The organism is Streptomyces sp. NPDC054841, from assembly GCF_053611045.1.
In genome coordinates this window covers 1-23,373 of record NZ_JBSGZO010000093.1, presented here as the reverse complement: position 1 = coordinate 23,373, position 23,373 = coordinate 1, and the positions used below count along the sequence as shown (strand labels likewise).

The window sequence follows — 23,373 nt, the reverse complement described above, 5'->3', positions numbered from 1 at the left end:
GCGGCCGGGTCGATGGCGCGGGTCAGGTTCCCCGGGGACCGGCGGTCAGCTCGTCGGAGCCGAGTACGTCCTCGCCGTAGAGATCCTTCAGCCAGTTGGTCTGGTAGATGGTGTCGAGGTAGCGCTCGCCGAGGTCCGGCGCGATGGCCACCGCGGTGAGTTCACGCTCGTCGTGCTGGTCCAGCCAGCGCATCGCGCCACTGACCACCGTGCCGGTGGATCCGCCGAACACGAAGCCGCGTCTGGCCAGACGATGGCAGGCACGGATGGTGTCCGCCTCCTCGACGCGCATCACCTCGTCCACGTAGGACTCGTCGAGCAGCGGCGGAATGATGCTCATGCCGAGGCCGGGAATCATCCGGCGGCCCGGCGCACCGCCGAAGCTCACCGAGCCGACGCTGTCCATGGCGATGATCCGTACCGGGCGGTGCCACTCGCGGAAGAAGCGCGCGCAGCCCATCAGGGTGCCGGTGGTGCCGGCCCCGACGAACAGCACGTCCAGCCCCGGGAACTGGCGGGCTATCTCCGGCGCGGTCTTGCGGTAGTGGGCCCTCCAGTTGCTCGGATTGGTGTACTGGCTGAGCCACACGTACCGGTCGTCGGAGGCGCACAGCGCGCGGATGTAGTCCAGTCGTGCGCCGAGGAAACTGCCGTTGGCCTCGTGCCCGGCTATGACGTGCACCTGGCTGCCCAACGCCTCCATCATCAACCTGGTCGACAGGTTGCAGCGGGAGTCCGTCACGCACAGGAACCGATAACCCTTGCTTGCCGCGATCATGCTCAGCGCCACGCCCAGGTTTCCGGACGAGGACTCGACCAGGATCGAGTCCGGAGTCAGGACTCCGTCCCGCTCGGCGCTCTCCACCATCTCGATCGCGGCCTTCAGCTTGATCGAGCCGGCAAAGTTGAAGCCCTCGCACTTCAGGAAGAGCGAATGCCCGAAGATCGACCGGAGGTCGATGTAGAGCTGCTCTTCATTGAAGGCGTAGGGAACGGAAATTACTGGCACGATGGCCTCCTCATCTGCTGCAGGGCCTCTTCGGAACTCCATCTGGTCGCTGGCGGATATCCCGCTCCTTCGCGCGGGACCTCGGGTCCAACCGGGCCGGACGGCGAGCCCTGCGTCAGTGGCCGCGGTGTCGTGCGCGCGTACCTGCGGCGACTTGACCGGTGATCGCTCCGTGGGATCAGTCCTGTGTGAACCTCCTTGTCCGTCGGCCGGAAATGCTCGGCCGGCCGTGCTCGCGGCCGCTCATCCGTAGCGGCGCAGTTCGTGGAAGAAGTCCTCGATGACGTGCAACTCTCCGGCCTGGGCCACTTCGTCGTAGACGTACTTGCCTACCGCGAGGTCGAGCACTCCGAGGCCGAAGGGGGAGAAGATCAGTGGCCGGTCCGCCGGAGGCGTCACCCGCCCGGCGATCACGTCGTCCAGCGTGCCGTGCAGGAAGTTCCGGTTTCCCGTGAGCTGCTCGGCCAGGTGGGGCGAGGTGTCGGCCTTCAGACAGTGCTCGATGTCGTCGACGATGTTGGCCGAGGCGAGCACGATCTCCGGCGCGAGGTCGCGCAGCGACACGTGCAGCACCATCGGATTGTGCGCGAACCACGACAGATCGCTGACATGCGGTTTGCCGGCGACGGTGGCGAAGACCACCAGGTCGCTGAAGCGGATCAGCTCCTCGGCGCTGTCGTGCACGCTGATCCGGCCGGCTGTGCCCGACTGCTCCAGATAGCAGCGGAAGCCGGCCGCGCTGTCGGCGGACACGTCGTGGACGCCGATCTCGTCGAACGACCAGCCGGTGCCGGCCAGGAAGGTGTGGATGTAGCGGGCGATCAGGCCCGCCCCGAAGAACCCGACGCGCGTCGGGCGATGCCGGCTGCGGCTGAGCCAGTCCGCCGCCAGCGCCGCCGAAGCGGCCGTCCTGGTGGCGCTGATGATGGAGCTCTCCAGGCAGGCGAACGGGTAGCCGGTGTCGTGGTCGTTGAGGATCAGCACGGCCGACGCCCTGGGGATACCGGCCGCCACGTTCTGCGGGAAGCTGGAGATCCATTTGAGGCCGTCCACCCGCACCTGCCCGCCGATCGAGGCCGGCAGCGCGATGATCCGGGAGGACGCACGGTCGGGGAAACGCAGGAAGTACGACGGAGGGTTGACCGATCGACCGGCACCATGCAGCCGGTAGGTCGCCTCGACCAATTCCACGATCTGTTTCTCGCGCCCTTGCAGCACCTGCTGGACCTGGGCACCGGAGATCACCGCGAACGGTGGCACGGTGAGCGGCTCGGACATTGCGGACTCCAGTGAGGATTCCAGTGCTGTGGATTCCAGTGCCGCGGATTCCAGTGCGGATTCCAGTGCGGACTCTGTTGCGGACTCGATTGCCGTGAAACGCATGGTGGTCACCCCACAGTCACCTGGACGGTCGGCGAACAGTCGGCCAGGCGCACCGCGTCGGCCATCGCGACGAGAACCTCGCGCGGTCCCTCGTAGGGCTCCCTGCTGTGCGCGGTGCTCACGTTGTCGACCAGCATCAGGTCGCCGGCCTGCCACGGCTCGCGCGCGGTGTGGGCGTCGTAGACCTCGTTGAGCAGCTGTACGACGTTCTCGCCGATCGGGTCGCCGTTGCCGAAGCGGGTGTTGAACGGCAGCCCGTCGGCGCCGTAGACGTCCACCAGGTACTCGCGGACCTCGGGGGCCATCGTCCACTCGTTGAGGAACGCGACCTGGTTGAACCAGCAGCGCCGCCCGGAGACCGGGTGCCGCACCACGGCGCTGCGGCGCTGGCGGGTCCGCAGTCCACCGTCGGGCTGCCACTCGAACTCGATGGCATTGGCGCGGCAGTAGCTCTCGACGGCGCCACGGTCCTCGGTGCCGAACGCCTCGGCGTAGGACGCCCCGATCTCGTCGTTGTAGCTGCGGGTGAGCAGCCAGCCCTCCCGCTCGAACCGCTCGACCAGCTCGGACGGCAGCGCCTCCAGTACGGCCGTTGCATCGGCCACCGCGGTCGCCCCGCCCTCGGTGGGCGCGCTGAGGCAGGCGAACATCATCAGACCGGGAAACTCGAGCGTGTAGCTCAGCTCGTGGTGCATGCACATCGGCTGGTTCTGGGGCCACTTCGACGAGGAGTACACCCCGTCGGAGTAGGTCTCGCGGGGCGCGAACGCCTCCTTCTCGGCCATCAGACCGGTGGCCAGCCGCTGAAATACGGCACCGGTCTCGGCCGCGTCGCGCAGCCCGAGGCCGCGGACCAGGACCGAACCGTGCTCGGCGACGACGGCGCGCAGCGCGTCCCGCTGCTCTGCCGCCCAGCTCGTCGCCTCGCCGGTGGCCTCGACCCGCAGCATCGCGGGTTTGCCTGGTTGCGAGTCCACATCGAGCAGTGACGCCGGGGATGAGGACGACATCTCGTTGTTCCTTTCGGTTCGCGGCTCAGGAGGAAGCCGGCAATTCGGCGGTACGCAGCACGGCTTGTGCTGTCTCGTTCGGACGGGTACGCAAGAAGTAGTGGCCGCCGTCGGCGAGTTCGTACAGGTCGACGTGGTCGGCCAGCAGTTGCCAGTCGCGGTGCCGGCGCGGAAACTCCGCCGTGTACGGGTCGTCGGCGGCGACGACCACGGTGACCGGCGCGGACAGTTTCACCGCCGGCGGAGCGTCCAGGGCGTCGGCGAAATAGCGGTGTGCGGACACGCAGTCGTGCCGGTACGCGGCGCCGACATGCTCGGCGTGCCGCGCGTCCAGTTCACCGAGCTCGGTGTAGCCGCGGTCCGTGCTCAGCCCCGCCGCGATCTCGGCGTCGCTCCGTCCGGTCAGCTCGGTGACGGCGGCCCGCCGGTCGGTGGCGTCACCGAGCAGCTGCGCGCCGAGGAACACCCGCTGGACGTGCACCCCGCGCTCCTGCAGTCTCCTGGCCGTCTCCACGGCGAACGCGGTGCCCGAGGAGTGGCCCCACAGCAGGACCTCGGTCAGGCCACGGCCAGTGATCTCGGAGACGACCTGCTCGACCACCTGCTCGACCACCTGCGCCATCGGCGCGAACGGCTCGCACTCGGCGGCCCCGGCGGCCATGTCGTGACCGGGCAGCTCGACGGCGTACACGGCGGGCCCGTCGGGCGCGAGCGTCCTGGCCATCGGCTGGAAGTTCACCGCGTTGCCGCCGGCGTACGGGAAGCAGATCAGGGCAGCGGCCCGGTCGCCGTCCGGTTCCGACAGCGGCTGGAGCAGCCCGGTCGAAGCTGCCTGGTGGGGGCGCTGCGGGCCGTTGCCGTCGAGGAGGCCGGCGAGGTCGCCGAGGACGGGGTGGCGGGTGACGTCCTTGAGGGAGACCTGGCGGTCCAGGGCGATGGCGAGTTTCACCGCGGACAGGGACGTGCCGCCGCGGTCGAAGAAGTGGTCGCTGCGCCCGATCCGGTCCTCGGGGATGCCGAGGACGGTTGCCCAGGCGGCGGCCAGGCGCTGCTCGGCCGGGGTGACGGGCGCATCGTGTGCGGGGGTGTCGTCGAGTTCGGCGAGTTCCGCGGCGAGTGCCGTCAGCTTCTTCTTGTCGATCTTGCTGTTGGCGGTCAGCGGCAGGGCCTGCTGCCAGTGGAAGGCGGAGGGCACCATGTAGGCGGGCAGCGAGGCACCCAGCTGTTCCAGCAGAACCTCGGTGTCGAGGGGCCCCAGGGCGGTGTAGAAGGCGATGAGCTGCTTGCCGGCGGGGGTGTCCGTGACCACGACGGCGCCGTCGCGGACTTCGGGTACCCGGAGCAGGGTGTTCTCGATCTCGCCGATCTCGATCCGGAACCCGCGGATCTTGACCTGGGTGTCGCGGCGGCCGAGGAACTCCAGCTTCCCCGACGGGTGCCAGCGGCCCCGGTCACCACTGCGGTAGAGCCGCTCACCCCGGCGGTGCGGGTCGGCCACGAATGCGGCGGCGGTGCGCTCCGGGTCGTTGACATAGCCACGGCCCACACACACCCCGGAGAACACGATCTCACCAGGCGCGCCGAGGGGCACCGGGTGCAGGTCCTCGTCGACGACGTAGACGTGCACGTTGCCCACCGGGCGGCCCAGCAGCACCGTTTCGGGTGCCTGGTGCATGACCTCGTGGTTGGTGTCATCGCAGGTTTCGGTCAGCCCGTAGGCGTTGACCAGGGCGATACCCGGCCGGGCGGCGAACCAGCGCTGGGCGAGTTCCCGCTTCAGCGCCTCCCCGGTGACCGAGACACAGGCCAGATCGGGCAGCGGGCGCGGGTTCTGCTCCAGAGCCGAGAGGACGGCCTCCAGATAGGAGGGCACGACCTGCAGCACGCCGACCCGGCCGGTGGTGATGGTGTCCAGGAAACGGTCCACGTCCAAAACGGCGTCCTGCTCGACCAGCAGGGTCCGTCCGCCGACCAGCAGCGCGGAGATCAGCTGCCACAGGGAGATGTCGAAACACTGCGGCGCGACCTGCGCCACCACACTCCCCTCCCCGATCTCCAGGTCGTCGATCTTGGCGTAGAGGTGGTTGAGCATGCCCGCGTGCTCACACATCGCCCCCTTCGGCTGACCTGTCGACCCGGAGGTGAAGTAGATGTACGCCAGCTGATCCGCCGCCACCGCGATGCCGAGGTCGTCCCCGGCGTGCCCCTCCGCCAAGGCCTCCTCGACCAGCAGCCGCTGCACACCCGGCAGCGAATCGAGGGCCCCATCGAGGCTGCCGGTGCTGCCCGGCTCACTGAGCACGAGACGGCAGCCGGCGCGCGAAAGCGTGGTGGCGATCCGGTCGGCCGGGAAGTGCGGCTCGATGGGCAGATACACCCCACCGGCCTTGAACACCGCCAGCACACACACCAGCCAGTGAAGGTTCCGCTCCGTCACCACCCCGACGACACCCTCACGGACAAGACCCCGCGCCAGCAGCGCCCGGCCCAGCCGGTTCGCCCGCGCGTTCACCTCCCCGTAGGTGAGCTGCCGCCCGCCGTGCACGGCCGCGATCGCATCCGGATGCGCCCGCACCTGCTCCTCGAACAACTCATGCACCCGTCGGCCCGGCAGCTGCCGCTTTGGCCCCGCCATCTGGTGCAGCTGGAAGCCGAACTCCTCGCCGGACAGCAGACTCCGGCGAGGGTCAGCCCCCGGGTCGGCCGTCATCAGCATCAGCGCGGCCAGGTGATAGCCCGCGACCCTCGCCGCCGCCCCGGCATCCAGGACATCGGTGCGATAGCACAGCCGCAGCACGAGTGCGCCCGCCTCCCGCACCAGCCCCACCCGCAGCACACTCTCCCCAGCCAGATCACCGTGGTCGCCGTCGCCGTCACCTGCGCCTGCGCCTGACGGATCGAACTCGGTCTCGAACAACGGCCCGCTCCGGCCCAGCTCCCGCCGGAGGTCATCCAGGGGGAAGGTGCTGTGCGCGACCAGGCCGGATGCGGCGCGATGAGCCTCCAGCAGCAGCGTGCGCCACGAGCCGGGGGCGGTGGCCAGCCGGCACGGCAACGGCCGCCCGCCCGCGGTGGGGACGTAGCCGGTGGTCACCTCGTCCTCACCGGACAGCGCCGCGAGCACCCTGGCATGCGCGGCCAGCACCACCGAACCCAGCGGCACCACCAGCTCCTTCGCCAGCCGGCCAAGCGCCTGCGCGATGTCGTCCGGCACCCTCACCTCGTACCGGGCAACACCCGGCACCGGATCGAGCGTCCACCGCGGGATCGCGGTGAAACCACCGGCGAGAAGAACATCGCGCCAGAACTCCCGGCCCGCGTCCACATGCATCTCCATCGGACTCTCCCCTCCACTCACCGCTCTGATACTGCGGGTTGACGGGGGACATCTCGCAATTCGGTGGCTGGGTTTCCACCCCACCGGGCTTGCCGGGGAACTTCCTCGCCTTTCATGAGGAAGGAGTCGCAGGCGAGTACCGCGCCGTCGCCGATCGTCACGCCGTAATGGACGAGAGAGTGGACACCGAGGGTGCAGCCGGCACCGATCGTGCTGTACTCGGATTTGAATGTGCCGTCCTCCTGCGAGTGGCACTGGACCTTGCTTGCCAGATTCAGCGTGCAGTCGTCTCCGATGGCGGTGAGCGTCTTTTCCGACAAGATGCAGCCGTCGTCGAAGACGCGCTTGCCTATCCGGGTTCCCAACATCCGCCATATCAAGCTCTTGAACGGGGTGCCATTGAATAGGGCGAGGAACTCGTCAGGGACCTTCCAGAGGCGCTCGTGCCACCAGAAGTACGGCTCGTATATGGAGCACAACTGCGGCTTCAACGGACGGAATTTGGTGATGAGTCGCTCCACCAGGACGAAGTAGAGCGCGGTGAATGCAACGGTGGCCGCCAGATACAGAGCAATCATCAACTGCCCGAACACCCCGTACCTGTCGACGGTCGCGAGGCCCAGCAGTGTGATGGCGAATACGTGCACCCAGCGCACGAACAGGACGAAGACCATCGTGCGGATGTTGTAGCGGTTCTTCGCGGCGAGGCCGCGACGTAGCGCATCTCCGCTCCTGAGATGGTCGAACCGGGCGTCCCGCTCCACCGACCGGGGAATCTCGAAGCATGGCGACCCGAGCAGGCCCACCCCTTCGTGAACCTCGCCGTCGAGCGGAACCAGCACCTTCGTACCCAGAAGGCAGTTGTCGCCCGTCCTGCCCCCCGAGGGATAGGCGATGTCGTTCCCGAGGAAGTTGTGCGGCCCGATCGACGCCCGGGACACGCGGAAGGATGTGCTCGAGTAATCGGCATTCAGGATGGAGAGTCCGTCGGCCACCATCGTTCCGCTGCCGACAGTGCTCAGATACGGCGTTTCGTGCCGCACCCTCGAGCCGAAGTTCGACCCGGTCTGCTCGACCTTGGAGAGGTCGTATCCGAGGCCGCGCAAATAGTTGACGATATAGGAGCTGTCACCGAAGAGCCATATGAAGAACCTTATGTTCGTCATTCGTCCGACCATCCGGTGCAGCGAGTAACGCACGCCGTACAGCGGATAGACCGTGTCGGGCTTGATCACCAGGTTCAGCAGGCGCGGAACGGTGAACAACACGACGATGCCCACGATGACGAAGCCGAAGAAAGTGATGAGGGAAAGAATCAACGCGTCCAGGTAGAACGCCGGCGACGTGAGTTGCACCGTGCCGGGCGCCAGCGCCCTGCCCACTGCCGGAACCTGGGTCAGCAGCATGTACGCGCCCCCGATGCTCAGGGGTATGTACAGGAAGAACAGCTGGAGCAGCGTCACCAGGCCGTAGCCGGCCCGGCGCAGCGTGCCGCACCGCGCGGGCGCGACCCTCACGTAGTCGACGTCCGTGCGCTCAGCCGGGGAACCGTGCCACCGCTCGCCGTCCGGGACCATCTGGCCGCTGTACAGCGAGGATGTGTGGCCCAGCTGGGCTCCGTCGCCCATCGACGAACCGATGTCGAGCACGGTCTTCTCGCCGACGAACGCATTACGGCCGATCGTGATCCGGCCGGTCTGGATGTGCCCCGCGAGCGCCCGGTAGCAGAGGAAGTGCGCCTCCTTGCGGATCACCGTACCGGCGCCGATCGTGAGCAGATCGGTGCAGACCGGATTGGTACGGGAGAGGACCGTGACACCCTTGCCGATGTGTGCGCCAAGGGCCCGCAGATACAGCACGTACAGCGGATTGCCGACGAAGAAGATCATCGGGTTGGCGTGGATCAGCACCTTGACGGTCCAGAAGCGCAGATAGGCCAGACCCCAGACCGGGAATTCACGTGGTTTCCACCGGCCGATGAGAATCCATTTGGCAACGATCGGGAAGGTGCACAGGCCGGCGAACCCGACAGCGCCGAAGACGACCGCCCGCACGTAGGTGTCGACCAGGCCTGAACCGGCGGAGATCCACTCATAGCCTCGGGCGGTGACAAACCCGGCGACGAAGCAATACGCAAGAAAAATCAGCAACTGCAGCGTTCCGCAGAGCACATAATGCAGAGTGCTTCCCGGTACTACCTCCTCGACCGGCGCCGGAACTGATGTCTCGGCAGGAGAGGGCTCGACGTCCCCGAGGGCCGCCGCAAGGCTTCGGACCGTCGGGTACCGGTAGATGTCCTTCATCGACACCGACGGCAGGTCCGCCCGCTTTCTGACCCGCGCACAGAATTGGGCCATCACCAGCGAGTTCGCACCCAGGTCATCGAAGAAATGGCTGTCGACCGAAACTTGTTCGACGCTTACGACGCCGGCCAGTACCTCAGCGTAATTCCGCTCGGTACCGGTCGTGGAGTCGGCATATCTGCGTTTGGTCATTGCAGAATCATCCGGCTCAGGCGTCAAGACCTCGACAGAATCTTCCACCATGCGATTTCCTTGTGGGAACTTCGACCCATCATGGGTCGGTGCGGCCGGCACCCGGTGTTCCTCGCGCTGCCGCGACGGGCGGAGCACGCAATCCGGAAGCCACGAGGTCGTGAGCTCTGGTCTGTTCACAAAACCACGTCCCCAGTCTCCGTCGTCCACCGCACTGTTGCCACTCGAACTCGCTCGCGCCGGTACGGAAGTAGCTGTCCACACCGCCAGGGGCACTTGGGCCGGATACCCCGGCGGAGGATGTCATGGGCCGCGGCCGCCCAGCCGTTCGTGGGCCTGTCCGCGAACCGCGGATGACCAGCAGACCGATCACTCCCATCAAAGGTTTTTGCCGCCATCAACGCGGAGTATCAAGACGAGGCGATCCACCCCCGGACGCTGAACACCTTCGGCTCGGCGCCCGAGCCTTCCTCAGGGAAGCCCCTGATCGCACCTATGGGATATTCGGCGCAGCTGTCCAGTTGGACGGGAAATCTCCATCAAGACTTCGTAAACTCGCCGACGGCGGCTCGATATGCCTGGTGAGAAGGCTCTTTCGGATCCACTGACAGGATCCCCCGATTGGACGCACCGAAGTGTCGTGGCGTTGTGTTGCGGCGTATGGCCGGTATCGCGACGAGGCGCGTTGCCCCCTCGTGCAGGCGCACCAGTTTCCACGCGGCCGCGGGAATACCCCATCGAAAAGGCGCAGGCGAGGCGCTGACCGGTGGAGCCAGGCCACTCCCCGTGTACGTGTACCCCGTATGGGGTAACTTGCGGGCGGATGCCCCTGTCGGGGCCAGGATGCCCCTCGCGCCCCGGGCGCGGAGGATGAGTAAGTGCATACTGTCTGTAATGCGCCCGATATGCATGCAGCGCATCATGTGTATGGCGCATCTCGCCACGTCGTGGCCCTCTGGTTCTTCGTGCCGGGTCTCAGGCCAAGGCCTGACCCCTGACACCCGCAGTACGGCTCCGGTCAACCCGGGCATCCGCCGCGCCCCGCGTGCGACGGGTGCGCACTGAGTGCCTGTAGGCGCTTCACGGCTGTGGACGCACATGCACATCACTCTGGCGGGGCCGGGCGTGGAGTGTCACAGGCCGGTGCGGTGTCACAGGCCGAGGGAGACGGCCAGTCGGGTGAGTTCTGCCGTGGTGTTGATGTTGAGCTTGGCCCGGATGCGGCGGAGGTAGGCGTCGACGGTGTGCTTGGAGAGCCCCATGTGGCGGGCCGTCTGCAGGTAGGTGCGTCCGGCGGCGATGTGCCGCAGCGTCTCCTGCTCACGCGGAGCCAGCGCGGGTGCGGGGGCTTCGGCGTACGGCGTGGCGAGTGCGAGGCTCATGGGATTCCCTCCGGCGGATCGGCCCGGTCATCACTGCTCACACCCTCGGAAGCAGGGGCTTATGCCCGAATGCTGCGTTTTGCCCTCTTTTAAAAGACTGCGGGGGCGACTTCACGACGGCGTCCGCCGACTGTCACAGGCGTGTCACACGCCACATTTTACGGACAGTCGTGGCTCGATCACAGAGAAGAGCCGTACGGCTGGGTAAGAAGATCCGTCCCCTCCGGCGACCTACAAGGGCTCATTCCGGCCGCGTCGCGAGCCGCTCGGCCAGGAAGGCGATGATCTCGTTCCGGGCCTGCACGGTGGGGTGACCGTCCTGGTCGACGAGGTGTGCCGTGACGACGCTGTGGGCGCAGCCGACGACGTCACGGAAGAACGGCGGAGGGTTCGTGTTCGCCGTCCCGGCTTTGAGTACGCGGCCGTCGAATGCGTCCCCGAGCAGCGCTCGGTAGGCCGCGAACCGCCGGCCGGTGCACCACCTGTCGTCGTCGAAGCGGTAGGCGAGAACCTTCAATCCGTCTCGCGCCACGCGTTCAGCCACGGCAGCAGCGTCTTCGTCGCTGATCTCCAACCCGCCGGGATCGTCGAGCGGAAGCGACGGATGGTTGACCACTGGTGCGATGACAGCGGGTTCGAGCGCCATGGTCAAGGCGAAGTTGCCGGTAAAGCACAGGCCGACGGCGCCGACGCCGGGCCCGCCGCGCTCGGCGTGTGCCAGGCGAGCTAGGCCGCGCAGCCATGTGACGACGGGGCTGGTGCCGCCACCGGCAAACGCCCGGAACTCGGCGCTGACACACGCGCGTCGAACGATCGTCTCGCGTGCCTCGGCGAGCGGATAGGCGCCGTCGACGCCGAACAGAGAGGGCAGGTACACAGAGAATCCGGCATCACGCACCCAACGCGCGAACCGCGCGACGTCGGGGCTGATACCCGGCATCTCGGGCATGAGGATGACTGCCGGTCCAGACCCGGCGACGTACACGGTCTTGTCGACGTCATCGACGCTGACGGCTCTCCGCGAGAAGTCGTCCAAGGGGTCGTTCTGTCCTCGCATGATTGTCATGACCGAGATGATGATGAGCGGCCGCCCTCCTGGGAAGCGGCGGCATCGCCACGTATCCCGGTAATACCGCCACCCGTTCACCGGTAATATCGCCACCCGTTCAGAGACGCCGGAGGGGCCGCGTGAGTCCGCTGCGAGTTGGTGTTCTGGCCTACCCCGGCTGCTTCGCGTCGGAGGTGTTCGGAGTCCCCGACCTCCTGGCGATGGCAACTCACGTCGCCGCGGCGCAAGGGTCGGTTCAGCCCGCCTACGAGGCGTCGGTCATCTCACCCCGGCGGCGTGTGATCGCGTCCGGCGGCTCGGTCCTCGACGTCTCGGCGGTTCGCCCGGTGGACGTCCTGATCGTGCCGGGCTTCGAGCTTTCGCCCACGCTCGATCTCGACGCGACACTCGCGAACCTGGGACCGGAAGTGGCGTCGATCCGATCGCAGGCGGCCTCGGGGACCGCTGTCGTATCGATCTGCGTGGGCGCCTTCCTGGTCGCCGAAGCCGGGCTGCTCGGCGGGCGCGAAGCGACCACGTCCTGGCTGTTCGCGGATCGGTTCGCCCGCCGGTACGCCGACGTGCGCCTCCGCCCGGAGAGCCTGGTCGTGACCGACCGGGGGGTGACGACCACAGCGGCTTTCAGTGCCATGTACGACTTCGCGCTGCAGTTCATCCGCGAGCACGACGGCCCTCGCGTCGCCCGTAGCACCGCGCGTATCGCGCTTGTCGACGATGCACGTTCCACGCAGGCTCCCTACGTCGACTCGGAGCTCATACCCACGGTGGGCAGGGAGTTCTCGCTCAGCGTCAAGCGGTGGCTCGACCAGAACCTCAAGTCCCGCTATGACCTGCCCACCCTCGCCCGGGAGTTCCACGTGAGCACGAGAACCATGCTCCGTCGCTTCGGCGACGAAGCCGGCGAGACACCACTCGCCTACCTGCAGACGGTCCGGGTGCGTCGAGCCAGACACCTGCTGGAGACGACCGACAGGACCGTCGCGAGCATCGCCGCCGACGTCGGGTACCGCGATCCTGGGACGTTCAGCGGCATCTTCGCCAGACACACGGGCCGGCGGCCGAGGGAGTACCGCGCGCTGTTCCGTCGTCGCTGCGACCACCACGGGTCAACCCGGCGAACGGAGACGTGAGACCTTCCGCGACGGCAACAGGCCCCCTCAAGGCCGGGCCAAGCGCAGGCTTCCGCAAGCCCACAACCCCTGCCCACGACAACACCGGCAGGGGGCGGGTCACCCGTCCGTACGCGCGCGCGTGACGTCGACGTGCCGGGCGTCGGTTCCCGAACTAACGACTTTTCGTTACATGGGGTGTCTTTGGTGATGATTCGGACTCAATGGTGCATTTCGGATGCAAACATCGACCTGTCCGACCCAGGCAGGCGCATCAGGCACCTGCCGTGAAAGGAGCACGGAATGCGGGTTTCCCGTTTTGCCGCCGCGCTGGGCGTCGCGGCCGCCGTCCTGCTGGGCGGTGCCACTGGCGCCAGCGCTGCCACCTCTGCGCCTTCGGTGGCGCCTCAGGCCACGTACGACCGTGGTCACGACCGTGGTCACGACCGCGGTCACGACCGCGGACACGACCGTGGTGACGACTACGGGCGCGGCGACCGCGACGACCGCGACGACCGCTACGGCCGCGATGACCGCTGGGGCCAGCACCGCGGGGGTCACCGGCACCACGGTCGCCACTGGGGCAACCGGCGCCACGGTCACCACTGGGATAACCGACACCACGGTCACCACTGGGGTCACAACCGCCACGACTACCGCTGACCGTCCTTGGGGTGCCCTCACGCTGTTGGGGAGGGCACCCCTTCCGCGTGTTCCTGCTCCGTCCACCTTCGGCCGCATGACCGGCGAGGTCACCACATGCGGTGAACGGAGTGACGCGGTGAGCGGTTCCTCTGGCCCTCTGGGGCTTCCCCGTCCGGCCGGCGGGTGATCGGCCCGTGCCGCCAGCCCCACCGGTCCGCGCCGCTACTCGCAGACCGTGCCGTCCTTCGGCATCCTGCCGTCGAGCAGATAGGCGTTCACCGCGTTCGTCACACAGGTGCTGGTCCCGTACGCCCCGTGCCCCTGCCCCTGGTAGACGAGCTCGACGCCGACGTCCTCGCCGAGCTCGTCGGCCATCCGCCGGGTTCCCTCGTACGGCGTGGCCGGGTCGCCGGTGTTGCCGACAAGGAGGATCGGTGCGGACCCCTGGGCGGCGACCTGAGGGTCCTCGTGCTCGCCCTTGACCGGCCAGCCGGCGCACCCGACCAGGGACCAGGCCGCGGACTCACCGAAGACGGGGGATGCCTTGCGGAACTCGGGCAGCTTCGCCTTCACGTCGTCGACCGTGTAGCGCTGCTCGGTGTCCGCGCAGTAGATCGCCGTGAGGGCGGGAAACAGATTGCTGTAGTGGCCGTTGGAGTCGCGCTGCATGTACAGGTCGGAGAGGTAGAGCAGCACGTTCCCGGTCTTCTGCTGCTCCGCTTCCGCCAAGGCCTGCGTCAGGTCGGGCCAGAAGTCCTGGGAGTAGAGCGCCAGACTGATGCCGGCTTCCGCACGGGCCTGGGTCAGCTCGCGGCCGTCGTCCGTGGGCAGCGGCTCCGTGTCGAGCCGTTTCAGCAGGTCAGTGATCTTCTTACGACCCTCCTCGACGCTGCTGCCGGTCGGACAGCCCGGCTGCCACGCACAGTCCTCCAAGTAGTTGTCCAGAGCGAGCTGGAAGCCCTTGGTCTGGTCGAGGGACTGCTGCAACGGGTCCCCGGTGGGATCGGCGACGGCGTCGAAGACGGCCCGGCCCACGTTCTCGGGGAACAAGTGGGCGTAGACCCCGCCGAGTTCGGTGCCGTACGAGGTGCCGAAGTAGTGGAGCTTGTCATCGCCGAGGACCTGGCGCAGCAGGTCCATGTCGCGGGCCGCGTTGGTCGTGCCTACGTGCGGAAGGACCTTGCCCGAGTTCTTTTCGCAGGCCGCCGTGACCTTGTCCGAGAGCGCGAGAGCGGCCTTCAGCTCCTTGTCGTTGTCAGGGGTGCCGTCGAGCGCGTACGCGGCGTCCGTGGCCTTGTCGTCCAGACAGCGCACGGGCGCGCTGGCGCCGACGCCGCGCGGGTCGAAGCTCACCAGGTCGTAGCGGCCGTGCAGACCGCGGTAGTCCTTCACGAACTGGGGGAGGGCGGAAACGCCGGACGCTCCGGGGCCGCCGAAGTTGAAGACGAGTGAACCGATGCGCTCCTGACCGTCTTGCGGGCGCGCCTTCGCGCGGATCAGCGCCAGCTCGATGGTGTCGCCGCCCGGATCGGCGTAGTCGAGCGGGACCTTGAGGGTGGCGCACTCCCAGGGCGTGCCGTCCGGCAGCTTTCCCGGCGCTCCGGCATCCGCGCCCTGCAGGGTCGTGGGGGCCGGGCAGGCCTTCCAGCTCAGCTTCTGCTCGGTGAGCGAGTCGGGCAGGGAGGCGCGTGGGCTCGCGGATGCGGATGCGGATGCGGATGCGGTGGGGGACTCGGCCCCGGGCGTTGTCCCCTCGCCGTCCCCAGTGCCTGCGATGACGGCACCGGCGACCAGGAGGATGGAGGAAGCCAGAGTGCCCGATCGTAGGGACGTCGTCGCGGAGGCTGCCGTGGACCGCATGGCTCGCAACATGGCCACCTCTCCCGAATCACCTCTTCTGCCCTGTTTCCTCAGTAGAACAAGCTCTCGAGCATGGCGCGACTGCATGCCCGTACGCCTGGGGGTGGGGAACGCGGTTGATCGCTGAACGAAGTTCTGGACACCTTCGCCGCCAGGCTCGCTGCGCCTTGATGACGTAGGGAACGCTCCACTGCAGGGGCGCTCTTGCCGAGTTGCCGGTTTCACTGTTGCGATGGCGTCAACGTTGTTACGGACACGGGGGGTTCGGTGTCAGGGTTACGCGTTACCTCGTGGAAGCGCTTCGGGCATGACCGGCTCTACGCGAATCTGCCGGACGGTACCGCGGTCGCATGGCTCGATCGCCGGACCGGTGAGGTCACGATCGTTGATCCCAAGTACCGCCAAGCTGCCCTGGACGCACTCGCACCGTACGGAGTGGCCCCTGTGCCGGCCGAACCCGTGCTCCCGAGCCCGCCCTCCTTGCCCACGCTGACGCCTGAGCATGACCTCGCGTCCAACCGACCTGGTGCCGCCTTGCGGGAGCTCCTGGACAAGTCCGGCCATGGACCTCTTGAGCGGGTTCTGGACTGGCTGCTGCGTCGCCCGAGCGAGTGGAAGCCGTGGCGAACGGGACTAGCAGGCGAGAAACGAGTTGGATCCGAGCTGAACCGCTTGTCTCGGCAAGGGTGGCGTGTCCTGCACTCGATTCCGCTGCCACGCGACGTGGACATCGATCACCTGTTGATCGGCCCCGGCGGAGTCTTCACCATCAACACCAAGCACCACCCGGACAAGGCGGTGTGGGTCGGCGACGACATGGTCAGGGTCAACCATGGGAAGCCGCAACCGCACGCGCTGAAGAGCCGTGCTGAAGCGAGGCGGGTTCAACGTGTGCTGGAAGCGCACTGTGACTTCACGGTGCCGGTCGAGTCGGTCCTCGTCTTTGTCGGAGTGACCAGCCTGGACGTCGTCGCCACACAGCTGGAGGTGCGCGTCTACCGGGAACGCCAAGTCGCCGCCCTCGGACCACTGGCCGGCGTCCTCGACGCGCCACAGGTAGAGCGGCTGTACAGCGTTGCCCGCGACCGACGGAGCTGGCTGGACGCCTGAGAACGACGAGCGCGCCACGCTTCCAAGCCTCCGGGCCAGTCCGGGGGCTGGTCACCTTTCAGCTTTGCAGCCCTATTCAGACGTGGCAAGTCAGGGCTGGAGGATCCGGTCCGGACAGGCGTCGAAGGCCTTGGAATTGAAGGACATGACGAAGCAAGAGCTGGATCCCTACTGGAACGACTGGAAAATGACCGACAAGACGACACCTACGTATCTGGGCAGTGGTGACCCCTCGCGGGAGCACACGGACTAATACCCCCTTGGCTGGACAACCTTGCCGACGATATGACGATGGAGAGCTCGGTTCCGAGCGGGATCGTGCATGGCGCCGAGGACGTTCGCACGGTGCCGGCCTATGCGCGCACCCTCTACGAGCACCAGCACTTCGTCTACGTCGGTGAGTACGGAGAGAATGGATTCGTCGACGACTACGCGTCGAAGGCGCGTGGTGAGCCGATCGCAAACTCGCTGCCCCGTCGGCCGACGCCGAGCGCGACTGAAGGAGAGATCTCATGCCCACGCCGCAATCCATGAGCGCGCTCGTAGCCCAAAAGGTTGGCGAGCCGAGTGATGTCCTTCGGCTGGAAACCAGGCCTGTTCCCACGCCAGGATCCGGTCAGGCGTTGATCCGTGTGAAGGCGACTCCGATTCACGCCAGCGATCTGCATGTGCTGCGTGGCCGCTACGGTTTCTCCCCCGAATTTCCCACTGTGGGGGGTCACATGGAATGCGTGGGCCGTGTTCAGGCGCTGGGCCCGGACACTGAGGGACTGAAGATTGGCGAGCGCGTGGTGGTCGCTGCTGTCCCTGCCGTACCCGGGCCGCGTGTGGCCGGTACTTGGCAGGAATACCTCGTTGCCGATACACAAAGGCTTCTGCCGGTCCCCGATCGTCTGAGCGACTCCAGCGCCTGTCAACTCGCCGTCAACCCGTTGACCGCGCTGCTCCTGGTGACTCGCGAACTCGACGTACAGCAGGGTGAATGGTTGTTGCAGACAGCCGCGGGCTCCACCGTCGGCCGACTCGTCATTCAGCTGGCCAGGCATCTGGGTATTCGCACGATCAATGTCGTGCGGCGGCGCGCTGCCGTCGAGGAGATCAAGGCGCTCGGTGGCGACGAGGTCATTTGCACTGAGGACGAGGACCTGTTGCAGCGTGTGGCTGAGCTTGCAGGACCGGCCGGCGTGCACAAGGCCATCGACTGCGTCGCGGGCCACGTGGGTGCCCAGGTGTCCCAGGCATTGGCTCCGGGAGGAGAGGTCGTGGTCTACGGCGCGCTCTCCACCCATCGGCAGACCGACCCGGCAGCGCTGACGATCCCGCTGCAGGCACGCTCGCTCATCTACGAGACCAAAGCAGTCCGTGGCTTCTGGCTGAACCGCTGGTTCGGCACTGCTTCACCTGCGGATGCGCTGCGCGCGTTGTCCGAGGTTCGCAATCTCGTCGCCGATGAGGTGCTGAGCATCCCCCAAGGCCAACCGTTCCCGCTCGAACGCTTCACCGAAGCCATCGCGCTCGCCGAAGCACCCGCACATGGCGGCAAACCACTCTTCGTCTTCGAAGATGACCGGGACAAAGCCGACGGGTAGGGCGCAGTCCTTTGGATAGCGGGAGGCTCTCGGCGGGCGGGCAGAGCTGGCCGGGCCGTCCGCGGCGCGACCTTGCAACTGCCCTCGGCTGCCGCGTCAACCGTCACCCTGCTCGATGTCCAGATGGATCGGACCCCGAAGAACGGGGCTGGGCCGGTACTGCGGAGGGTCGGTGACCAGCCTGGGTCGGTCGAGTCGGCGTACCAGCTCCGTCAGCGCGATCTGGGTTTCCCGGCGGGCCAACGGGCCGCCGAAGCACAGGTGGATGCCGCTGCCGAACCCGAGGTGCTGGTTGTCACGCCGGTCGGGGTCGAAACGGTCGGGATCGTGGAAGCGGTTCGGATCGCGGCTGCCCGAGGCCAGCATGAGCATGATCTGGGAGCCCTTGGGGATGGTGGTGTCGGCGACGGTGATGTCGCTGTATGCCGCCCTCCAGGGGATGATGTGCACGGGGGGCTCGTAGCGCAGCAGTTCCTCCACCAGCGGCACGATCAGGTCCGGTTCGTCACGCAGCCGCTGCAGCACCTGTGGGTGGCGCAGCAGCGTCAGCATGCCGTTGGTGATGAGGTTGACGATGGTCTCATGGCCGGCGATGAGGAGCACTTTGGCGGTGGCGACGATTTCGGCGTCGGCCATCCGACCGTCGGGCCCGTCATCGTTGGCCAGCCGTGACAGCAGGTCGTCGCCCGGCCGGCCGTGGCGCTGTTCCACCAGCTCGCCGAGGCACTGGCGCAAGTCCTTGCGGGCCTGCACGCCCTTGTCCAGTTTCTCCTTGGGGTCGTAGTCGACCGAGTTCATGATGTCGTTCACCCAGAGGTGGAACCTCGGCTCGTCCTCGCGTGGCACGCCGAGCAGGTGACAGATCACGGTTACGGGGAACGGGAAGGCGAAATCGTCGACGACGTCGATCTGCTGTTTGCCCGCCAAATCGTCGATCAGGCTGCCGACGGTGGTGGTCAGGAAGTCTTCAAGTCCGGTCACCAGCCCAGGGGTGTGCGGGGGGCCGAAGTGACGCGTCGCCATACGCCGAAGGCGATCGTGCTCGGGCGAGTCCATGTGGATGAACGACGACGCGGCGCCTCCCTCGACCGAGGGCATCGGGCGCGACAGATTGCGCACGTCGGAACTCAGATGCGGGTCATTCAGTACGTCCGTGATCTCGCGGTAGGTGCTGATGACGTAGCTGCCGTCCTCCTGCCGAGCCACCGGCGTCTTGCGCAACTCGGCATACAGCGGGTAGGGGTCGGCCCGGGCGGAGTAGTCGAAGATCCGTTGGAGCGTGCCGGGCGTCCCGGTCGTGGTCGTCTGGCCTTCCTCCTGTCGATGCTGGTGCACGGCCATGACGCTGCGCTCACCCGGGTCATGGCCTGTGACGACCACCGTGGCGCCCTGCGCGAGCAGGGCGGGGCCGGGGAAGTCGACGGGCACCGGTTTCATGTCGGCCGGCTGGTCCGGCGTGGGGCAGGGCGGCGGGAAAGGTGCGGCCGTCTCGATCAGCTGCCGGTAGTGGTCCAGCCACTTGCCGTTGTTGAAGCTCACGGCAGCCGTGACGCGGCCCCGATAGCCATATGCGGCGACGAAGCGGCGGTCGGACACCGATCCCTGAGTGACGGCCACCTCGTCGGCGAAGGTCGGCATACCGACGGACTTGATGTTGACGCCGAACTGGATGGACCAGAACACCGGAATGGACAGGTGGGGCCAGTGGTCCGCCTGGGCGCTGACCATGTTGTGCGCCGCGATCTCGGCCTGCTCCACGGCGTTGGCCCAGTGCTCCAGCGAGATGAGCCGGTACTCGTAGATGGGGTTCGGGCAACGTGCCACGTCTCCCGCGGCGAAGACGTCGTCGGTGACGCGGCCATTGATGTCGAGGGCGCGGCAACCTGTGTCACAGGCGATTCCCCACACGCCGGCCGCCAGTCCCGACTCCCGCAGCCACTCGGTGTTGCGGATGCTCCCGAGTGCCACCACCGCCACATCGGCGTCGACGGTGCTGCCGTCGTCGAAGTGAGCACGGCGAAACCGCCCCTGCGCGTCGCCCTCCAGTCGGGCGACCTTGACACCGCAACGCAGGTCGACACCATGAGCGCGCTGCATGTCGGCCGCAACCTCGCCGATCATGGCGCCGAGCGCCCCGACCAGTGGGGCCGGCGCGAGTTCGGCGACGGTCACCGGGATGTCCCGCTCACGGCAGATGGAGGCGATCTCGGAGCCGGTGAAGCCCGCGCCGATGACCAGTACGCGGGAGGGCCCGGCGGCGAGGGCCCGCTGCAGGCCCTCGGCGTCCTCGCGCGTCCGTACGACGAACACGCCCTCCAGGGCCGCCTCGGTCTCGACGAACCACGGCCGGGCCCGTACCCCGGTGGAGATCAGCACCCGGTCGAAGGGAACCTCGCGTCCGTCGGCGAGACGCACGTGGTTCGTCGCGAGGTCCAGCCCGCTGGCGGGCACGCCCAGCAGCCACTCCGCATCGATGCCACGACGGCGGGGCAAAGTGGTGCCCCCGGCCGGCACCCACCCGGCCAGTACTTGCTTGGACAGGGGAGGCCGGTCATAGGGCTCGCCCAACTCGTCACCGATCATCGTCAACGATCCGGTGAAACCCTCGTCGCGCAGAGCCTCCGCGGCCCGCAGCCCCGCCAGCGAAGCCCCGACGACCACGATGCGGCCATCACGCTTGAACGCACGCAGGTTGTCGGCACTGGTCATGACGGCGACGCCTCCGCCGGTGGGTGCCGCGCCTCCAGCTGGTCGACCAGAATCGTCTGGACCGGACAGGCCGCCGCGCCGCGTAGCACTTGGTCGCGCCGGGCGTCGTCAGGGTCCGGGTCGTACATGAGCGCTTCCTCACCGTGCATCCGGAACGCCTCCGGAGCCAGGAACGCGCACTGCGCATAACCCTCACATCGGGAAAGATCAACGACAACTTTCACCCCGACCTCCACAGGGAGTGGGAGCTGCAGACCCTCAAACCGGCGCCACTCCGGCGCGCAACGAGGGAGGATCCGGCCGGTGCCCACCCCTGCGAAGTGCGAGGGGGTGCACCGCGCTCGTCGGGTCTCCATGGAAAGAATTGATCATCGCGGCTGAGGCGATCGGCGCCTGACTGGGGACGTATCCCTGGTTGCGGCTGCATTTTGGTTACGTAAACGGCGCTCTTTTGGATTGCCTTTTCGACGGAAACCGTGTGGCACGGTGCGCCGGAATACCGTCAGAGAATCAGCGTAACAGCGGCACCGATACCGGCCCTCCGACACAGTCGGGCTTGCGCCCGCTGCGCGACCCCGCTGCTCCCGACGAGGACGACGATCAGCGGTGAGACAGAGCGTGGCGGGCAACACCTGCCTCGGTGTGCCTCTCAGCCTCGCGCGCACAGCAGCGTGATCAAATAGGGCATGGCATCGTCCTGGACTGGTAATCGGGTACGCCTACGCGCTATCGAGCCCGACGACTGGACAGCGTTCATGCGATTCGCCGACGATGACGGGCGGCGAGGGAGCCGGCTGGATCTGCCGCGGTCCGCCGAGAGCTACCGTGCCTGGGCGAAGGAGCAAGCCGTTGCCAAGTGCGATGACGACCGCTTCCGGTTGGCAGTCGAAGCCACGGCCGCGGGAGAGCTGGTTGGCACAGTCGGCTCGCATCGCACCGGCCCTCGTTCAGGCTGGTTCGAGGTTGATGTCGCGATCGGTGCTGACTACCGGCGCAAGGGCTACGCGGCAGAAGCCGTAGTGCTGCTGCTGCGCTTCATGTTTGCCGAGCGGCGCTATCACAAATGCTTGGCAGCGATCTTCGCCCACAACGACGCATCGCTGGCACTTTTTCGTCGGCTCGGCTTCACCGAGGAGGGGCGCTTGCGGGAACACGTTTTCTTCGCAGGCCGACACCATGACCTCGTCATGATGGGCATGCTCGGCAACGAGTTCGACCAGCGACACACGATGAGCGAACCATGAGCTGGTCATCCAGGCGTGTGCGGAACGGTACTCGAACTTTGTCAACGTTCGCTGTTCGCTGGTGGAGGCGGCCTGCCACCGAAAGCAGGACTGCCTTCAGTCGCGCAAGGTGGCGCGCAGGCGCAAGCCGACAGTTGCGAGACCTTCGAGGGTGGTGACCTGGTAGCTGGGTTCCGGTCCGGGCGGCTCGCTCAAGTGGTAGCAGCGGGCGGTCTGCGCAGTCAGGAGCGTCAGCATCGCCATGGCCAGAGCGGCTCCCTCGCAGCCATGCGGCCCGGTACCGAAGGAGAGGAAGACCCCGGGTTTCGCCGGCGAGCCCGAATCATCGAGCCAGCGCTCGGGCTGGAACTGGTCCGGCTCGGAATACTCCCGTGCGTCGCGGTGGGCGGTGTAAGGGCAGACGAGAACGGTGGACCCGGCGTCGATGGTGTAGTCGGCGAGCTGAGTCTGTCGCGGGGCGCGCCGGGTCAGCAGCCAGCTCGGGGGGTACAGCCGGAGCACCTCACTTACCAGTGCCTGGGTGTATTGCAGGCTGCGGAGGTGGGTGCTGGTCGTCGCGGCCGGGTCCGCGGGCAGCGAGGCGGCTTCGGCCGCCACGCGGCCCGCTGCCTGGGGATGCCGAGCCAGTTGGAGCAGGATCCATCCGGCTGCCCGGGAAGGGGTCTCGAAGGTGGCGACGGTGATTCCGGGGAGAGTGTCGAGGACGGCCTCTTCCGGCAGTAGGCCGTAGTGCGGGGAGGGCCGGAGCATCTGTCCCAGCATGTCGTCACCGAGCCGGCCCGATGAAAGACGTCGGCGGACGATGGGCCGCAAAGCGTCGGTGAAGGCGACTTGCTGCCGTGTGCGGAACCGCCGTGCCGGTGTGGGGATCCAGCGTGGCCATACCCAACGCGAGGGGCGTACGAGCGCCTCCCGGGCCAGGAAGAGCTGTGAGGCATAGGGCAGCAGGGTGGGAGCGTCTTCGGAGAAGAGGTAGCTCACGCCGATCTCTGCCAGGGCGTGCCGGACCGGGGGCAGAATCTCGACGTCATGGCCCGTGGGCCACTGGTCAGCAAATCGAGCGGTCTGGGGCGCAATCTCACCGATCCGGGCTGCAACCGCCTGCGCACGTAGTCCGCGCATGCGGGCGGCGTGAGCGTACGCACGCTCCTCGGGTGTTGGTGCTCCGCTCGACCGCTTCAACGGCGGGAAGAGAGGCGAGGATGCCTTGGGGAAGTCCTGCGCGCGGCGCAGGACTGCTTCACACGGCCCGGCCGCAGCGGCTACGTAGACACCCGGCTCCAGCTGCCAGACGTCCCCACACTCTTCAGCGCCACGGCGCGCCATTGCCAGCCGGTCGCGGCTCCAGGCCGCGAAGCTGCCTTTGGGCAACCGCGGCGGCTCATTCCTTCGGCCCATGAGATCGTCCCTGGCTCTCGTACC

Annotated in this window: 17 protein-coding genes and 1 pseudogene; 6 read left to right on the top strand and 12 right to left on the bottom strand. The window is 67.3% G+C overall.

Features of this window, described 5'->3' with window-relative positions; all coding sequences use genetic code 11:
- Positions 1 to 22 precede the first annotated feature (22 nt).
- The 7 genes from sbnA to ACWGI8_RS15520 form a co-directional block, all read right to left on the bottom strand.
- Entirely contained in the window at positions 23 to 1,009 is a 987-nt protein-coding gene (gene sbnA / locus ACWGI8_RS15550) for a 2,3-diaminopropionate biosynthesis protein SbnA (RefSeq protein WP_453661209.1), read from the bottom strand.
- Between the two features lie 243 nt (positions 1,010 to 1,252).
- On the bottom strand, positions 1,253 to 2,287 hold the full coding sequence (sbnB, locus tag ACWGI8_RS15545; protein WP_453661214.1) for a 2,3-diaminopropionate biosynthesis protein SbnB: 1,035 nt from the start codon (positions 2,285 to 2,287) through the stop codon (positions 1,253 to 1,255).
- Positions 2,288 to 2,397: 110 nt separating this feature from the next.
- A complete protein-coding gene (locus tag ACWGI8_RS15540) occupies positions 2,398 to 3,402 on the bottom strand; it encodes a TauD/TfdA family dioxygenase (RefSeq protein WP_453661207.1) in 1,005 nt (334 codons plus the stop codon).
- Between the two features lie 25 nt (positions 3,403 to 3,427).
- Positions 3,428 to 6,739, bottom strand: a complete 3,312-nt coding sequence (locus ACWGI8_RS15535) for a non-ribosomal peptide synthetase (RefSeq protein ID WP_453661205.1) — start codon at positions 6,737 to 6,739, stop codon at positions 3,428 to 3,430.
- Positions 6,740 to 6,756: 17 nt separating this feature from the next.
- A complete protein-coding gene (locus ACWGI8_RS15530) occupies positions 6,757 to 9,285 on the bottom strand; it encodes a Pls/PosA family non-ribosomal peptide synthetase (RefSeq protein ID WP_453661203.1) in 2,529 nt (842 codons plus the stop codon).
- Positions 9,286 to 10,385: 1,100 nt separating this feature from the next.
- Positions 10,386 to 10,616: a response regulator transcription factor gene (locus tag ACWGI8_RS15525; protein WP_453661201.1), complete on the bottom strand. Its 231-nt coding sequence runs from the start codon at positions 10,614 to 10,616 to the stop codon at positions 10,386 to 10,388.
- Between the two features lie 241 nt (positions 10,617 to 10,857).
- Positions 10,858 to 11,652: a dienelactone hydrolase family protein gene (locus tag ACWGI8_RS15520; RefSeq protein WP_453661199.1), complete on the bottom strand. Its 795-nt coding sequence runs from the start codon at positions 11,650 to 11,652 to the stop codon at positions 10,858 to 10,860.
- A gap of 152 nt (positions 11,653 to 11,804) precedes the next feature.
- On the opposite strand from ACWGI8_RS15520, the gene ACWGI8_RS15515 reads away from it, so the two are divergent.
- Together ACWGI8_RS15515 and ACWGI8_RS15510 are read left to right on the top strand one after the other, a co-directional pair.
- Entirely contained in the window at positions 11,805 to 12,815 is a 1,011-nt protein-coding gene (locus tag ACWGI8_RS15515) for a GlxA family transcriptional regulator (protein WP_453661198.1), read from the top strand.
- 282 nt (positions 12,816 to 13,097) lie between these two features.
- Complete coding sequence (locus ACWGI8_RS15510; protein WP_453661196.1) at positions 13,098 to 13,457, top strand: hypothetical protein; 360 nt, start codon at positions 13,098 to 13,100, stop codon at positions 13,455 to 13,457.
- Positions 13,458 to 13,661: 204 nt separating this feature from the next.
- Here the strand turns inward: ACWGI8_RS15510 and ACWGI8_RS15505 are convergent, their stop codons facing one another.
- On the bottom strand, positions 13,662 to 15,299 hold the full coding sequence (locus ACWGI8_RS15505) for an alpha/beta hydrolase (RefSeq protein WP_453661195.1): 1,638 nt from the start codon (positions 15,297 to 15,299) through the stop codon (positions 13,662 to 13,664).
- Positions 15,300 to 15,566: 267 nt separating this feature from the next.
- On the opposite strand from ACWGI8_RS15505, the gene ACWGI8_RS15500 reads away from it, so the two are divergent.
- The 3 genes from ACWGI8_RS15500 to ACWGI8_RS15490 all read left to right on the top strand — a co-directional run bounded on the left by ACWGI8_RS15500 (position 15,567) and on the right by ACWGI8_RS15490 (position 17,998).
- The gene (locus tag ACWGI8_RS15500) at positions 15,567 to 16,409 is read left to right on the top strand and encodes a nuclease-related domain-containing protein (protein WP_453661213.1); all 843 of its coding nucleotides are present in this window, start codon (positions 15,567 to 15,569) and stop codon (positions 16,407 to 16,409) included.
- A 291-nt stretch (positions 16,410 to 16,700) separates the two neighbouring features.
- Complete coding sequence (locus ACWGI8_RS15495; protein WP_453661194.1) at positions 16,701 to 16,943, top strand: hypothetical protein; 243 nt, start codon at positions 16,701 to 16,703, stop codon at positions 16,941 to 16,943.
- On the top strand, positions 16,922 to 17,998 hold the full coding sequence (locus ACWGI8_RS15490; protein ID WP_453661193.1) for a zinc-dependent alcohol dehydrogenase family protein: 1,077 nt from the start codon (positions 16,922 to 16,924) through the stop codon (positions 17,996 to 17,998). Before ACWGI8_RS15495 ends, ACWGI8_RS15490 begins: the two co-directional genes overlap by 22 nt.
- 96 nt (positions 17,999 to 18,094) lie before the next feature.
- Here ACWGI8_RS15490 and ACWGI8_RS15485 read toward each other — a convergent pair whose 3' ends face one another.
- The 3 genes and pseudogenes from ACWGI8_RS15485 to ACWGI8_RS15475 form a co-directional block, all read right to left on the bottom strand.
- Positions 18,095 to 19,339 (bottom strand): cytochrome P450, encoded by a 1,245-nt coding sequence (locus ACWGI8_RS15485; protein WP_453661211.1) that lies wholly within the window; start codon positions 19,337 to 19,339, stop codon positions 18,095 to 18,097.
- Positions 19,340 to 20,707: pseudogene (locus tag ACWGI8_RS15480) on the bottom strand (NAD(P)/FAD-dependent oxidoreductase); the annotation flags it as partial. It lies immediately after the preceding gene.
- Positions 20,704 to 20,931 (bottom strand): ferredoxin, encoded by a 228-nt coding sequence (locus ACWGI8_RS15475; RefSeq protein ID WP_453661191.1) that lies wholly within the window; start codon positions 20,929 to 20,931, stop codon positions 20,704 to 20,706. The pseudogene ACWGI8_RS15480 and the gene ACWGI8_RS15475, both read right to left, overlap by 4 nt.
- 462 nt (positions 20,932 to 21,393) lie before the next feature.
- On the opposite strand from ACWGI8_RS15475, the gene ACWGI8_RS15470 reads away from it, so the two are divergent.
- Positions 21,394 to 21,951, top strand: coding sequence for a GNAT family N-acetyltransferase (locus tag ACWGI8_RS15470; protein WP_453661189.1), 558 nt, complete (start codon positions 21,394 to 21,396; stop codon positions 21,949 to 21,951).
- Positions 21,952 to 22,047: 96 nt separating this feature from the next.
- Here ACWGI8_RS15470 and ACWGI8_RS15465 read toward each other — a convergent pair whose 3' ends face one another.
- A complete protein-coding gene (locus tag ACWGI8_RS15465; protein WP_453661187.1) occupies positions 22,048 to 23,073 on the bottom strand; it encodes a cytochrome P450 in 1,026 nt (341 codons plus the stop codon).
- Positions 23,074 to 23,373: the final 300 nt, after the last annotated feature.